The sequence below is a fragment of the Nostoc flagelliforme FACHB-838 genome (assembly GCF_014698065.1).
Lineage (GTDB): Bacteria > Cyanobacteriota > Cyanobacteriia > Cyanobacteriales > Nostocaceae > Nostoc > Nostoc flagelliforme_B.
This window is the reverse complement of record NZ_JACJSI010000024.1, coordinates 1-13,194: the sequence shown is the minus strand read 5'-3', so window position 1 is coordinate 13,194 and position 13,194 is coordinate 1. Positions and strand designations below refer to the sequence as shown.

The window sequence follows — 13,194 nt, the reverse complement described above, 5'->3', positions numbered from 1 at the left end:
TTAATAACCAATAGTTATTCTTCCCCTGCTCCCTCATCTTCCTCATCCCCCACCTTCCCACAGCCTATGGATCAATCCGAACAATTGTCAATAACTGACCCTTCGTTTGCTCAACAAGTACAAAGGCTACATCAGCTAACAGTATATGGTAGGTGGCTGTTTGTGGGCTTTTTATGGCTGACCATTGCGCCTGTTTCTTTGTGGGGTCTACGTACAGAAATTGCTCTGTGGCAACAATATTTTACCTGGGTGGCAGTGAGATTTGGACTTTTCTACCATCCACTGTCTACCTTTGGTCTAGCCTTTTGTCTGGGGATGACGGCTTCTGTTTTAATTTGGCAAAGTCGGAATATTCTATTCGGACTACCACCGCAGGAAAAACAACGTTTAGAAAAACAAGTTTATCGGATACGTCAACAAGGGCCAACTCATCCTCTATGGAAGTGGGTTTGTCAATAATTTTCCTTTCTCGTTGCATATACATATACACGTACAGCAATTTCTAGCAAAATAGAACTTAACTATACTAGATATCTGGTGAAAAAGAATTGTTTTGACGTAGCAGTGCTACTTCTCTAAAAAAGTTCTGGATAACGCATATTTACAGCAATTTCCAGGTAAATAGACCACGCGGTAGGGCGCAAGGTCTTGCGCCCTGACGGCGGATGTAATTCAAATACATGATTTATGCTGTAATTTCTGAAGATGTCTACTAAAGATACTGCCAAAAGTGGATGCCATACATGAACGAGTCTCAAATTCAATTTAGCGATCGCAAGTCTGAAATTGACCTTTACCAACTCCAAGAATTGTTAAACCTTTCAGCTTTCTGGGCAAAGGGACGCAGTATTGAGGATTTAGGTATAGCCATTGCCAACAGTGAGCCAGTGATTTCCGTCTGCGATTGCGATCGACTCATTGGCTTTGCTAGAGCAACATCTGATGGCATATATCGCGCCACAATTTGGGATGTTGTAATTCATCCAGAGTATCAACATAGTGGGTTGGGAAGCAATTTAGTAGAAACCCTTTTAAGACATCCCCGCATGAAGTGGGTTGAGCGCGTTTACCTGATGACTACTCACCAGCAGGGTTTCTACGAAAAGATTGGTTTTCAAACTAACACCACCACTACGATGGTGCTACACAACTTAGCTAACCGTGCTTTCGTTTCTGCTACAGAAGTCCAGTTTCAGGAATCACTAGGGGGATAGAAATTTGTACCCTGGTAAACTGCTGAGATGATTCCTTCTCAAGCGTCGTGGGTAGAATTTCTAACTTTCCTCCCATAACTTCCACCAACGTCTGATTCATCAATAGCCTCATTCCTGGGGAAAGAGCAGCATCCTTTTGGCCAATCTCGGTCTGATGATCTTCAGATTTGAGCAAATCAATCGGCTCGCTTTGCGGTATGGCATGGGTTGGTAAATCCAGCCAAATGTTTACAAAATTATTTGTAGGTAGGCTGCTAGTGGAAAGATAGATACTGCCTTCCTCCATCTGAGTAATGGCAGTGTCTATTAAACTTATCAATACTTGGCGGAGCCAGAGATAATCTGCCAAAACATAAATTTCTGGGTCGACGGGTAACAATTGTAAGGGAAAATTACGATTTGCCGCCAGCATATAAGTTAAGTCATGAACCTCCTGAAAAATTTGGGCTAAGGGTCTGGGTTGAATATCTAATTTATTGGTGCCATGTTCAGCTCTAGCAACGTTGAGAATTTCATCCATTAGCTTCAGCAACTTCAGCGTTCGCTCGTGAGCTTGGGCAATAAATTCTCGCTCTTCAGCTGGACTTTCACACAAATCTGACAAAATTAACTGATGTAAGCCGATCAAACCATTAAAAGGCGATCGCAATTCATGAGTAGTCCGCGCCAAAAAACCAGCTTTAAACAAGCTCATTTCCCTTGCCATAAGGTATGCTAGCTGCGTTTGCTGGAGCTGTTGCGATATTGGTGGCATATCCTGTGGAGCTAATGGTGCTACTGGGGATGAGCTAGATGAAACATTTGGCGATGCCTGCGGCGGCTGTAGCCATCGCCCAAATAACTGACGGAAAACCATACCTAGTGCTATTCCTGCTCCTAGATACATCCAGTTGCTCCAATTCATAATCTGGCAATATTAACTTGTTAATTGACCACAACAGCGCAAACTACACTTCCAGATTTGTCTGTTGTTCAAATCACGGAAAACAACATTATAGCTACCTGTATATGGTAATCAGTCTAAATCTCTAAGGTACTGACAACAAATAAATTATCCAAAATTATTTGTAGATTTGTCGGGGCGCAAGCCCTTGCGCCCCGACGTACCCTCTGGAACGCTGACGCGAACGCGGAGCATGGGATGTTTTTTCTAACAAGAAATCTCTAACTCGATCGCACCTTGCCGCAAAATTTGCCAATTTATTCCTGTCCATTTAGCAACGGTAGAAGGTATACCCATCGCTGGCGTTTGATCCTGGTATTCCGTTGTTGCTATCAGAACTTTGGGAAACTGAGTCTCAATTTCTGCCATTGTTTGCAAAGGCGGCTGGCCAGAAAAATTGGCGCTAGTAGTAGCAAGCGGGCCTGTTTGCGCCAAAATAGTTTGAGCGATCGCACTGTTTGGGACTCGGATACCAACTGTTGTTGGATCAATGGGATTCATAACTTTTGGTAAGCGATCGCTTGCTGGCAAAACTAATGTCAACCCTCCTGGCCAATATCTATCTGCTAGTTCTTGCCAAACTTTATACTCATTCTCACTACCTTTGACATAGGGCCACAAATCTTCAGCACTAGCTGCCATCAAAATCAAGGGTTTGTCTTGACTGCGTTGTTTCGCCTCAAAAATTAATCCTGCTTTTTCTGGTATCGCTGCAAGTGCCGGAACAGTATCAGTGGGAAAGCTTACCAAAAGACCAGCGCGTGCGCCACCAATTAGATTTGTTAGAGAAACTTGTGTCATTTTTATAGGTTTGGGTATGGGGCATATTTCCTTTTTCTATGCCCCATGCCCTATTTTCTAACTTTTGTAGGCAAGGGCAAAACGTTCAATTCCAGCTAAATCAGCGTGAATTTGAATCTTACAATAGCTACCTTGATTTTGCAAAAGTTCTCGTACTGCATCCGCCTGCCCTGCCATCATCTCAATCAGCCACACGCCATCCGGTTGCAAATAACTAGGGGAAATTTCTATCAAATGGCGAATGCAATCTAAGCCATCAGCGCCACCATCCAAAGCTAAATGTGGTTCATGGTTAACTACTTCTGGTTGCAGGGTAGGTAAGGTACTGGTGGGTATGTAAGGGGGATTCGACACCATACCACTGAATTGACCTTTGAGAAATGTTAGTGGCTCCCACCAGGAACCTTGATAAAATTTAATCCGGTCAGCAAAACCCAAATTATCGGCGTTGGCTTGGGCGATCGCTAGAGCTTCTAAACTGTAATCAACAGCATGAATTGTTGCTTTTGGCAAGACATCTGCTAATCCCAATGCGATCGCCCCACTACCAGTGCCTAAATCTGCCCAGTGTCCTGAAGCATTACTAGTAGATGCTAAAGCTAAATCAATTAAGCATTCTGTCTCTGGTCTGGGAATCAAAACCGCATTTGACACTGCAATTTGAAAGTTATGCCAAGGTGTAACTCCGGCAATATACTGCACTGGTAAACGATCATTTAATCGCCTCTGCCACAGATGCTCTAACTCTTCTAGAGGCAATTGCAGCTGAATTTGCGGCCAGTTTTTAAAAGACTGCAAACGCAGTGCCAACCTGTCTAACCCAGCAATTTCGAGCAGCAGCCAATCTACTTCCATTGGGGGGACATCAGTGGCGATCGCTGCTTGGATAGCTGCATTTCGCCATTGCCAAAGTTGTAAACCAGATATCAGATGTTTCTCCCCCATGCCTCAACCTTGGAGTGCATAACCGTTATTTTTTCGGAGCGGGTGCAGCAGCAGGCTTGGCAGCTGGTGATTGATTCGGTGCAAGCGAACGAATAAAATTGATTGACTCCCGCGACGGGTAGAGAACAATTTTATTTATACTAGGGTCGGTACTGCTATTGAGAGCCTCCATAACACCGTACAAATCCACCACCTGAATTTCAGTGTTGGCTGCTTCCTTTGGCACGGCTTTTTTGAATTCCTCTAACAGAGCCGTTGCTTGCTCTTTCTCAAAAAAGAAAGGGATATACCGTTCTTTGCCGTTGGGGACAGGAATCGTCAAATAGCTATTATCTTTCTTAAATTTGGGTACAAATAAGGGAATACCATTAAATTGCTCCCCTTTTTTACCATTCTGATTCATCATACTAGTTGCCGATGCTACCTGTTGCTGCGTCGGTACTAAAGTATAAATCACAGAATCTGGTTTCTTTTTGCTTTCTTGTACTATTTTATAGTAGTCTGCCAGGGACAAAGGTCTAACCTGTAGGGTGCCTGCCAACTGGGGATTTTCTTTCTTGAGCCGATTGTCAAGGAATTTTTGAGCATCTTGCTTGCTAATAAAAAATCCAACTTGCGAGATCGTCTTCGATGCGTTGTTCCTCGAAAGAACTACGAATTCGCCTTTAGGATTGGTGAGCGTGAATACAGGTACTTCTTGGAGCTTTTTCACTACCTGATCTTGTGGCAAAGCGATCGCCTCTAGATTACCTATTCCTGGTAGATTGCCTATTCCTGAAAGCCCCGTGAAAAATACACTGCCAGCTATACCCAATGTTGCGCCCAAGCGAATAAATGATTTCATGACTGCTCCTCGCATCAATAGTCCAATTAAATCAAACAAGTGGTTGGATTTGCACAGCACCAACTAGCTTTAGTTATATAGCAATCTATTTCAGTTGCGAAAAATTCATTATGCGCGTTGAGGTTGAGTGTTAAGCGTCAACGGTCAAAATCCAATATTCCCCAGTTATTTAGAGTTGCTATGGTATCGGTTTTAGAAATTGACTGTACTAAAGTTGTGTTTTGCTCAGTTTCGTTTCGTTATTCACCGCCAAATGTCGTAGATGCCTATTATATGTCTTCTCAAGCAGTGAAAACTTTGTCCTTTTCTGGAATTTTGGAGATGTTATAGATGCCATTTTATCGGCTTTTTCTAATATTGAGTGACACGATTACTTAATTAATCGTTCCATCTGCAATTAGTTTAATATTTTCGCAAATTTATGCAAAGCTAAGTGTCACAATTATCTGACTACTTAAGGAGGAAATTTGCATACTAGGCTTTAAAAGCCAATCCAACATTAGAATAGCCTAACTAATTAGTATTGTCCGTAAAAATGTGCAATTTAGTTGCACATCTTAGCAAAAAGCTTTAGCTAATTTGCCTTAACTTTTAACTTTTATTAATTAAATCGGGATGACAGGATTTGAACCTGCGGCATCCTGCTCCCAAAGCAGGCGCGCTACCAAGCTGCGCTACATCCCGGTTACATATATCTGCTTTTTTGGTTTGTTTTTTAACTTGCCATCAAAGCAATCGCGCTTCTACAAAAGCGTTAAATTAACTATATCACATAACACTGCTGATGCCTAATATCTTTAGATATTCTGTAAAGACGAGCTAGATTACATCCTTACACTGAACCAAGGTTTTTCTGCCGACTTAGTTTTACAAGAGATGTACTTGCTTGTTCGTCGGCTGAACCTTGTCAAACCAAATCAGAATAATAGATTTGTACTACTATACCTAATTTTATTGTGCGAATCGGGTTTTATTTGAATTGAGAGCTAGTGAGGATACCAGAACATGCCTTTGATGCCTTCTGGATCAGCCATAAACCCCATAGTTCGGTAGAAATCGACAACATGGGGATCGGCGAAGAGAGTGACATTACTAATTTCTTCACTCCTAAGTTTTTTGAGAACGTATTTCATCAGCGCCTTGCCCAGTCCTTGACTTTGAAAGTCTGGGTGAACTACCACATCCCAAATAGTGGCATTAAACGCGTGATCTGAGGTAGCACGGGCAAAACCAATGAGCCGCTTTTGGTTTCCTCTCACCTGCCACATTGAGGCAACGAGAAAACTATGCTCAATAGCTTTTTTGACTTTTCTTAGAGGACGACGCGACCAACCAACTGCATCACAAAGTTCTTCTAGCTCATATAGGTCAATGTCTCGTTCCGTACTGAAGACGATTCGAGCATCCTTTGAAGAAGCTTCGCTAAAGCTACCGGGGCTGGAGTTGCCCGCAGTTGCGGCTGTATGCTCCTCAAAAGGGTTTGTCCTAGTTGTCGCTATAGATTCAGGAGTACTAAACCAAGTTTTCCAAAAACCCATGCCAACGTGGTTCGGGTAGTATAACTGAATTGGTTTCCACTCTTAGGAGTGTTGATTCACTTCTAACATAGCTACCTCCGTTTACTACCCCTTACACTCAAAGTTTTTCGGTTGTTTTTGGGATTTAAACGGTAACAGCCAGTTAGAGCGTGTTTCACACCAATCACTTTCAACTTTAGCATTTTGTTGTAGAGGCTAGGAGAAATTCACCAAAAGGGAGAATATAAGTAATTCAAAATTCAAAATTCAAAATGGAAAAACCTAATCTTAGCAATTGCTCGTATAGAGCTTAAATGCACGTTAACTTAGGAGGGAATTGTATATAAAAGATTGGGCATTGAAAAGAGGCAGAGGGACGGAGTAAAGGGGGTAGAGGGAAAAACTCTTCTCCCTTGCTCCCTGCTCCCCTCCTTCTCCCCCAGTCCTTAGCCCCCTAACCTCCAACACCCAGCCCCCAGGTGACGAAAGCAAGCGAGTCTTACCCTTAACAATGGCTTCTGGTTTAAAATCTTCGACACTGGAACTCCTAAAGCGCTTTAACCGAGCGTTTCCCCAGTTTTATGAGCAATTTGTCAGTAGTGAAATTCAACTGCAAAATTTGCGGCTAGCCTACCGTCTCTATAAAACTAGACGCGCTGTTATTGAGCTGAAACCGGAAGGTAGCAAAAGTGCCCTGCATTTTGCTTACCGCAACCAGTCTTTTCTCCTCAGCGATATTTTTGGTGTATTAGCAGCTTATGGGTTGACTATCCACGGTTTAAGTCTATACGGTCAGATCCGTCCACCAATGTTAGTTTTTATCAAACTGTTGGTGTCTCGTGGTAGTAAAGCCTTGACCGATAAAACCGCAGAAAATGTCTGTCGTGCCATCCGCGAGGCTTTAGGAGGTCGGTTTGAGGTAGAAGAGATGTTAGCAGTAGAGTTCAATCTTGACACTGGCTTAGAGCAGGTACAAACTGAGTTCTATGTCGATCCAGTGTTTCATCTTCCTGCCTTAGTGATTGAAGCCGATAATCAACCAGGATTATTTTACAAAGTGATGTACGCCATCTGGCAGGAAGACCTGCTGGTAGTCAATGCCAATTTACTGGTTTGGCGCGGACGTACACGGCTAATCCTCTACTTGTTGGGGCCGAATGAAAGCCTCATTCCTAAATATCTGGGTCACAAAATTGCTGAAGGAGTGCGACAGAGGTTGCTGGGTAAGTGAAAAAAGTGAGGAGTTATGAGTTAAATAATTCGTAATTAAAAATTAATAACTGCTCACTTCTAATTTCTAACTCTTCCCACTTTGTATTTAGTCGCACCCGCCGTTAAGGGTACGATATAAGTATGGCAACTATCGAAATCTTGGGCGTTCCACACGCATACGAGCTAACGGCTCCCACTTCCTGCCCCTATGCTTTAGTATTTATCCACGGTTGGCTCAATAGCCGTGGATATTGGCAACCTGTGATTTCCCGCCTATCAGATGATTTGCAGTGCCTTTCCTATGATTTGCGGGGTTTTGGTGAATCCCAGTCCCAGGCAAAAACCGATTTTAGCCGGGCACAAACGTCTTTGAGCTTAACACCCATCTCCAGTAGTGTGGTTGGCTCACCTTTCGAGTCTCTATATACTCCTGCTGCTTATGCTCAGGATTTAGCAGCTCTTCTCAAACAGCTCAACATTACCAGTGCTTGGCTAATTGGTCACTCCTTGGGTGGAACGATCGCTCTTTGGGGAGCAGATCAAATACCTGAATGTGTTAGAGGAGTGATCTGTATCAACGCTGGTGGTGGTATTTATCTAAAAGAATCCTTTGAGCAGTTTCGCTCGGCGGGTCAAAAATTTTTGCAAGTCCGTCCCCGTTGGCTGTCCCAAGTGCCTTTGATTGATTTGCTGTTTACCAGAGCTAGTGTGGCTCGTCCTTTAGATCGCTATTGGGCACGTCAACGGGTAATAGATTTCGTTGTGGCTGACCCAGAAGCGGCTCTAGGAACTCTGTTAGACTCCACAACGGAAGAAGAAATCAATCGTTTACCTGAGCTAGTATCCCAACTAAAGCAGCCAGTTTATTTTTTGGCTGGTGCCCAAGACAAGGTTATGGAACCCAAATATGTACGCCATTTAGCCAGCTTTCACAGACTGTTCCAATATTGTGGTGACAATGTTCTAGAAATTCCCAATTGCGGACACCTGGCTATGTTGGAACAGCCGGATGCAGTCGCCGATCACATCAGGGCGATAGTCAAAAGTCAATAGTTATTCGAAATTGGGAATTGGTAGTTACAAATGACAAATGACAAATGACTACTCAACAGGTTGATACAACTTCATCACCTGGGTAAGCCCTAACCTAGACTCAACGCCTAGCGTGAGGGGGGATGTATGACCACGGGATAGATGGTCAGCGGCGGCGCAGCCAATCATGGCGGCGTTATCGGTACAGAATTTTAAGGGTGGGAATAGAACGCGTAGGTTATGTTTAGCGGCGGCGGCTTGGAGGTTTTTTCTCAACCCGCTATTAGCTGCTACGCCGCCACCAATGGCAATTGTGTCTAGACCATAGTCAAGGGCACAGGCGATCGCTCTTTTGGTCAGCGATCGCGCTACAGTATCTTGAAAACTCGCTGCGATATCTGCCACTGGCAATTGTCCATTATCTTTCTCTAACTGCTGCACTAAACGCAATACAGCCGTTTTTAACCCACTAAAACTTGCATCATAACGATGAAACCCCCCGCCGGGTAAAGAAACTCTTCCTTCTGGTAAAGCAAAGGCTTGAGGATTCCCTTCTTGTGCCAATTTGTCAATCACTGGACCACCGGGATAACCGAGCTTTAACAATCGCGCCACTTTATCAAAAGCTTCACCTGCAGCATCATCACGAGTTTGTCCCAAGGTTTCGTAATTACCACAATCTTTGACATAAATCAAGCTTGTATGTCCGCCTGAAACCAGTAAGCTAAGGAAAGGGGGATTTAAAGTTGATTCGCTCAAGTAAGTTGCGTAAATGTGACCTTCGAGGTGATGAACTCCCAAAAATGGCTTGTTGTGTACCATTGCCAAGGTTTTGGCAGCAGTTAAACCTACCAAAAGCGCTCCTACAAGTCCAGGGGCACAAGTGGCGGCAATTGCGTCAATTTTTCCCCAGTCTAGTTCGGCTTGCTCTAAGGCCTGTGCGATCGCTTCATTGATTATTTCTAAGTGCTGGCGAGACGCTACTTCTGGCACTACCCCACCATATTGCTGATGGACTAGAATTTGCGACGCTACAATACTGCTGCAAACTTTACGATTCTTAACAATTGCGACGGCAGTTTCATCACAGCTGGTTTCTATTGCTAAAACGGTTGCCATTAAGAGTAATAATTGCTGGGTGCTGAGTCTAAAGTCCTGAGAAATAAAGAGAAAATTTTGCTTCTTTACTACCCTACAACAACAATTCTTATACTTTCCACTTCTTTTTGGGCATTCAACACTCTATTTTGGTTGAGAAGCTTTAACTTTTATTTACTTAAACTTTACTCGGTTCCCACCCAAGAGTATGATGACTTCCTAGTTATGCAAATAAACAAACTGTACAAGCCGCTTCGTTTTGTACAAAGAACTTTTTGTTTTGTAATAAAAGGAAACAACTCTATGCCACGATTGTTTGCTTTGATGTTAGCGATCTGTCTTTGGTTCAATTTTGCCCCCCCAGCACAAGCTTTAGGGGCTAATTTGACACCGTGTAGAGACAATCCCGCTTTTCAACAGCTAGCAGCTAATGCCCGTAATACCACTGCTGATCCCGAATCTGGGAGAAAGCGGTTTGAGCGTTATTCTCAAGAACTGTGCGGCCCTGAAGGTTATCCCCACTTGATTGTTGATGGTCGTCTAGATTATGCTGGTGACTTTTTGATCCCTAGCATTCTGTTTCTATATATTGCTGGTTGGATTGGCTGGGTAGGTCGTGCCTACCTGCAAGCGGTCAAAAAAGAGCCGAACACTGAACAAAAAGAAATCCAAATCGATCTTGGTTTGGCACTACCCATAATAGCGTCAGGCTTTACTTGGCCAGTAGCGGCTATCCAAGAGTTTCTCTCTGGAAAATTAACAGCCAAGGATACAGAAATTCCTGTTTCCCCACGCTAAATCAGCTTAACGAATTCATTTGTTTTGGAGAGTAAATTCATGGCAGACAATAACAACCAATCATCCTATTTGGTTAAGTTTATTACTACAGCGCCAGTGGCAGCCACTTTATGGCTGTTCGTCACAGCCGGTATCTTGATTGAATTCAACCGCTTTTTCCCCGACCTACTTTTCCACCCACTGCCATAAGTGGAAAATTGGATTTAGCACAGTTGAATGTCTTGTTTTTGCTTAATATTGTGTAGTTGATGTATTCAGCTTATTTAGGCAGAATTATCACCAAAATAAGTAGCAAAAATAGTTTTTTGAAACTCGTGATACTGTTTACAGATCGCGAGTTTCACACCTTTAAAATAAGCTAAATTAATTTTTCTAAACTTCCTAACTAAAAAACATCTTTAGCGACAATTATTATTAATATAAAAATGCCACCATTCTAAATTTAGAGGCAAACATAAAATATGGCACAATCAGTAGATGCATCAAAAAACCTCCCCAGCGATCCCAGAAATCGTGAAGTTGTTTTTCCCGCATTTCGCGATCCACAGCTGGGTAATCTAGAAACCCCAATTAATGCTTCTCCTTTGAGCAAGTGGTTCATTAATAACTTGCCAGCTTATCGTCCTGGTATAACTCCTGCCAGACGTGCTTTAGAAGTTGGTATGGCTCATGGTTACTGGATATTTGGCCCCTTTGCCAAATTGGGCCCACTGAGGGATACAGATAATGCAAACTTAGCTGGGTTATTGGCAGCCATTGGCTTGATTGTTATTCTTACGGCAGGATTATCCCTCTATGCGAATAGCAATCCTCCGAAAGCGCTTGCCAGTGTTACTGTACCCAACCCTCCAATAGATGCTTTTAACTCCAATGAAAGCTGGAACAACTTTGCCAGTTCTTTCTTAATTGGTGGTATTGGTGGTGCAGTAGTTGCTTACTTTTTGACTAGTAATTTGGGAGTAATTCAAGGCTTATTTGGTTAATTACTAGGAGTTAGGAGTTAGGAGTTAGGAGTTAAAAGTTTAAATTTATAACTTCTACCTCTTAACTCCTAACTTATTTAAACAAAACCGCTTCAATCTCATTTAAAGCAGTTTCAAAATCGTCATTAACGATTTGAATATCAAACTCATCTGCGGCTTGAATTTCTTCGTGGGCGCGGATTAGACGGCGAGCGATCGCTTCTTCCGAGTCTTGGGCACGAGAGCGTATTCGTTTCTCCAATTCATCAAAAGAAGGCGGTAAAATAAAAACGCTGAGGGCGCTGGGGAAGGAAGCACGAATTTGTCTCGCCCCTTCTAATTCAATTTCCAGCACTACCAACTTACCAGAATTAATTTGGTTAAGCACAGTTTCACGAGGTGTGCCGTAATAGTTACCAGCAAATTCTGCCCATTCTAAAAACTCATCTTCAGCAACTAATTGTTCAAACTTGCTGCCGCTAATAAAATAGTAACTTTTACCATCAATCTCGCCTGGACGGGGAGAACGAGTCGTCACGGATACGGAATAATAAAGTTCTGGATGACGCTCTAGGAGCGATCGCATTAAAGTGCCTTTACCGACCCCACTGGGGCCAGTTAAAACAACTAACTTGCCTAAATGTAAGCATTCTTCGGTAGTAGCACTACTCTGGATGGGTAAAACTGGCATCATCCCTTCAACCTGTGAATCAATGAATAGATATTATTCATTAGTCTTGTGTTCTTGGTCTAGTCCACTAGTGACTAAAGATTTTGTAACAAGGGCGACAGAAAACCTGTCTAATTCACATCGTACTGCCGATACGGTGCAAATAGAAGTGGGATTGTTAACCTATGGCTAGTAGTCCACCAAAGCAACTTTGCTAGGCATCCAAAAATTTGACAAAACGAAAAAACTTTTTTCTACTCCCCACTTCCAATTTTCCACTAATTACTCCTCACTTCACCTAGCAATTTTGGGTTGGTCGAGTACTAATCAATTATCTACAGTTTGATGATCGCGAGAAATAACAAAGCGATTTGCTACCGTTTCCGGCTGAATCGCTGACAGAATTACGTGGCTGGAATCGGTGATAATTACAGCTCTAGTCCGACGACCGTAAGTTGCATCAATCAGCTGACCTCTATCCCGTGCATCGGTAATAATCCGCTTAATCGGGGCAGACTCTGGACTGACAATGGCAACTACTCGGTTGGCAGACACGATGTTACCAAAGCCGATGTTGATTAACTGAATGTCCATAAAAAAAACTGACGCTAAACGCGGTTTGAGAAGCTTGAAATAACCTTATTCTCATGTTATCGCCAAAAAACAGGAGTTACAACGCTTAAATTAAAGCCAGCCTGCGTTTTTAAATAATGTCTGCTTTTTTTTAGCTATTTATCAGCTATATTTCCTTAATATCTTCCTGAAGATATATGTGCAATTCCACTGATCCAAGCTAATCGGATGATGTAAATTTATTTTCTTTGAAATAAGTATCTGGTTCAGAAATTGATGAAGAGCAAAATTAATTGGAACAGCCTCGCTTTAACCGCGCTGGCTCAGTACAATCTTAGTGCAACTCAATTATCCCTCTTCTGTCACTTTCCGGGTATTCTAAATAAAAGGATTAGAAGAAAAAACTCTCTTCAGGTAGGTATGGCAATGGATGTAGAATTACAAATCCTGAAACATTTGGCAAGAGATGCCCCAATACGGTTCGGTTAAGCTCTAAGCAGTATTGATTACAGAAAAAGTAAGTGTTTCCAATTTAACTCCTGCCCCCTTATGTACTGGCTTCTTGGACGGAAACTTAGCCCTAGT

General features: G+C 42.7%; 15 protein-coding genes and 1 tRNA gene. 7 read left to right on the top strand and 9 right to left on the bottom strand.

Features of this window, described 5'->3' with window-relative positions:
* The first annotated feature begins 66 nt into the window (after positions 1-66).
* Together H6G97_RS14360 and H6G97_RS14355 are read left to right on the top strand one after the other, a co-directional pair.
* A complete protein-coding gene (locus H6G97_RS14360) occupies positions 67-459 on the top strand; it encodes a hypothetical protein (protein ID WP_190941337.1) in 393 nt (130 codons plus the stop codon).
* 284 nt (positions 460-743) lie between these two features.
* On the top strand, positions 744-1,214 hold the full coding sequence (locus H6G97_RS14355; RefSeq protein ID WP_190941253.1) for a GNAT family N-acetyltransferase: 471 nt from the start codon (positions 744-746) through the stop codon (positions 1,212-1,214).
* On the opposite strand, the gene H6G97_RS14350 is transcribed toward H6G97_RS14355, so the two are convergent.
* The 6 genes from H6G97_RS14350 to H6G97_RS14325 all read right to left on the bottom strand — a co-directional run bounded on the left by H6G97_RS14350 (position 1,177) and on the right by H6G97_RS14325 (position 6,285).
* Positions 1,177-2,118 carry a sensor histidine kinase gene (locus H6G97_RS14350; protein WP_190941252.1) on the bottom strand — a complete coding sequence of 314 codons (942 nt, stop codon included), beginning with the start codon at positions 2,116-2,118 and terminating at the stop codon, positions 1,177-1,179. The two genes, H6G97_RS14355 and H6G97_RS14350, sit on opposite strands and share 38 nt — an antisense overlap.
* Before the next feature lie 246 nt (positions 2,119-2,364).
* Positions 2,365-2,958, bottom strand: a complete 594-nt coding sequence (locus tag H6G97_RS14345) for an L-threonylcarbamoyladenylate synthase (protein ID WP_190941251.1) — start codon at positions 2,956-2,958, stop codon at positions 2,365-2,367.
* A gap of 57 nt (positions 2,959-3,015) precedes the next feature.
* Positions 3,016-3,903, bottom strand: coding sequence for a peptide chain release factor N(5)-glutamine methyltransferase (gene prmC, locus H6G97_RS14340; protein ID WP_190941250.1), 888 nt, complete (start codon positions 3,901-3,903; stop codon positions 3,016-3,018).
* Positions 3,904-3,928: 25 nt separating this feature from the next.
* On the bottom strand, positions 3,929-4,747 hold the full coding sequence (locus tag H6G97_RS14335) for a Tic22 family protein (protein ID WP_190941249.1): 819 nt from the start codon (positions 4,745-4,747) through the stop codon (positions 3,929-3,931).
* 610 nt (positions 4,748-5,357) lie between these two features.
* Positions 5,358-5,431 (bottom strand) — tRNA-Pro (locus tag H6G97_RS14330).
* Between the two features lie 302 nt (positions 5,432-5,733).
* Positions 5,734-6,285 (bottom strand): GNAT family N-acetyltransferase, encoded by a 552-nt coding sequence (locus H6G97_RS14325; RefSeq protein ID WP_190941248.1) that lies wholly within the window; start codon positions 6,283-6,285, stop codon positions 5,734-5,736.
* Between the two features lie 490 nt (positions 6,286-6,775).
* Here H6G97_RS14325 and H6G97_RS14320 point away from each other — a divergent pair, with 490 nt between their 5' ends.
* The gene (locus H6G97_RS14320; protein ID WP_190941247.1) at positions 6,776-7,495 is read left to right on the top strand and encodes a hypothetical protein; all 720 of its coding nucleotides are present in this window, start codon (positions 6,776-6,778) and stop codon (positions 7,493-7,495) included.
* A gap of 122 nt (positions 7,496-7,617) precedes the next feature.
* On the top strand, positions 7,618-8,529 hold the full coding sequence (locus H6G97_RS14315) for an alpha/beta fold hydrolase (RefSeq protein ID WP_190941244.1): 912 nt from the start codon (positions 7,618-7,620) through the stop codon (positions 8,527-8,529).
* A gap of 48 nt (positions 8,530-8,577) precedes the next feature.
* Here H6G97_RS14315 and tsaD read toward each other — a convergent pair whose 3' ends face one another.
* Positions 8,578-9,627, bottom strand: coding sequence for a tRNA (adenosine(37)-N6)-threonylcarbamoyltransferase complex transferase subunit TsaD (gene tsaD, locus H6G97_RS14310; RefSeq protein ID WP_190941243.1), 1,050 nt, complete (start codon positions 9,625-9,627; stop codon positions 8,578-8,580).
* Between the two features lie 282 nt (positions 9,628-9,909).
* On the opposite strand from tsaD, the gene H6G97_RS14305 reads away from it, so the two are divergent.
* The 3 genes from H6G97_RS14305 (at position 9,910) to H6G97_RS14295 (ending at position 11,387) form a co-directional block, all read left to right on the top strand.
* Positions 9,910-10,404, top strand: a complete 495-nt coding sequence (locus tag H6G97_RS14305) for a Photosystem I reaction center subunit III (protein WP_190941242.1) — start codon at positions 9,910-9,912, stop codon at positions 10,402-10,404.
* A gap of 39 nt (positions 10,405-10,443) precedes the next feature.
* On the top strand, positions 10,444-10,593 hold the full coding sequence (gene psaJ, locus H6G97_RS14300) for a photosystem I reaction center subunit IX (RefSeq protein WP_100899853.1): 150 nt from the start codon (positions 10,444-10,446) through the stop codon (positions 10,591-10,593).
* A gap of 272 nt (positions 10,594-10,865) precedes the next feature.
* Positions 10,866-11,387 carry a photosystem I reaction center protein subunit XI gene (locus H6G97_RS14295; protein ID WP_190941241.1) on the top strand — a complete coding sequence of 174 codons (522 nt, stop codon included), beginning with the start codon at positions 10,866-10,868 and terminating at the stop codon, positions 11,385-11,387.
* A gap of 73 nt (positions 11,388-11,460) precedes the next feature.
* Here H6G97_RS14295 and gmk read toward each other — a convergent pair whose 3' ends face one another.
* Together gmk and remA are read right to left on the bottom strand one after the other, a co-directional pair.
* The gene (gene gmk, locus H6G97_RS14290; protein ID WP_190941240.1) at positions 11,461-12,060 is read right to left on the bottom strand and encodes a guanylate kinase; all 600 of its coding nucleotides are present in this window, start codon (positions 12,058-12,060) and stop codon (positions 11,461-11,463) included.
* A 303-nt stretch (positions 12,061-12,363) separates the two neighbouring features.
* Complete coding sequence (gene remA / locus H6G97_RS14285; RefSeq protein ID WP_073639751.1) at positions 12,364-12,630, bottom strand: extracellular matrix/biofilm regulator RemA; 267 nt, start codon at positions 12,628-12,630, stop codon at positions 12,364-12,366.
* Positions 12,631-13,194 lie beyond the last annotated feature (564 nt).

Excerpts from the sequence above, each read along its gene's own strand:
- H6G97_RS14360 (WP_190941337.1), top strand. The coding sequence starts at position 67 with ATGGATCAATCCGAACAATTGTCAATAACTGACCCTTCGTTTGCTCAA.
- H6G97_RS14355 (WP_190941253.1), top strand. The coding sequence starts at position 744 with ATGAACGAGTCTCAAATTCAATTTAGCGATCGCAAGTCTGAAATTGAC.
- H6G97_RS14350 (WP_190941252.1), bottom strand. The coding sequence starts at position 2,118 with ATGAATTGGAGCAACTGGATGTATCTAGGAGCAGGAATAGCACTAGGT.
- H6G97_RS14345 (WP_190941251.1), bottom strand. The coding sequence starts at position 2,958 with ATGACACAAGTTTCTCTAACAAATCTAATTGGTGGCGCACGCGCTGGT.
- prmC (WP_190941250.1), bottom strand. The coding sequence starts at position 3,903 with ATGGGGGAGAAACATCTGATATCTGGTTTACAACTTTGGCAATGGCGA.
- H6G97_RS14335 (WP_190941249.1), bottom strand. The coding sequence starts at position 4,747 with ATGAAATCATTTATTCGCTTGGGCGCAACATTGGGTATAGCTGGCAGT.
- H6G97_RS14325 (WP_190941248.1), bottom strand. The coding sequence starts at position 6,285 with ATGGGTTTTTGGAAAACTTGGTTTAGTACTCCTGAATCTATAGCGACA.
- H6G97_RS14320 (WP_190941247.1), top strand. The coding sequence starts at position 6,776 with ATGGCTTCTGGTTTAAAATCTTCGACACTGGAACTCCTAAAGCGCTTT.
- H6G97_RS14315 (WP_190941244.1), top strand. The coding sequence starts at position 7,618 with ATGGCAACTATCGAAATCTTGGGCGTTCCACACGCATACGAGCTAACG.
- tsaD (WP_190941243.1), bottom strand. The coding sequence starts at position 9,627 with ATGGCAACCGTTTTAGCAATAGAAACCAGCTGTGATGAAACTGCCGTC.
- H6G97_RS14305 (WP_190941242.1), top strand. The coding sequence starts at position 9,910 with ATGCCACGATTGTTTGCTTTGATGTTAGCGATCTGTCTTTGGTTCAAT.
- psaJ (WP_100899853.1), top strand. The coding sequence starts at position 10,444 with ATGGCAGACAATAACAACCAATCATCCTATTTGGTTAAGTTTATTACT.
- H6G97_RS14295 (WP_190941241.1), top strand. The coding sequence starts at position 10,866 with ATGGCACAATCAGTAGATGCATCAAAAAACCTCCCCAGCGATCCCAGA.
- gmk (WP_190941240.1), bottom strand. The coding sequence starts at position 12,060 with ATGATGCCAGTTTTACCCATCCAGAGTAGTGCTACTACCGAAGAATGC.
- remA (WP_073639751.1), bottom strand. The coding sequence starts at position 12,630 with ATGGACATTCAGTTAATCAACATCGGCTTTGGTAACATCGTGTCTGCC.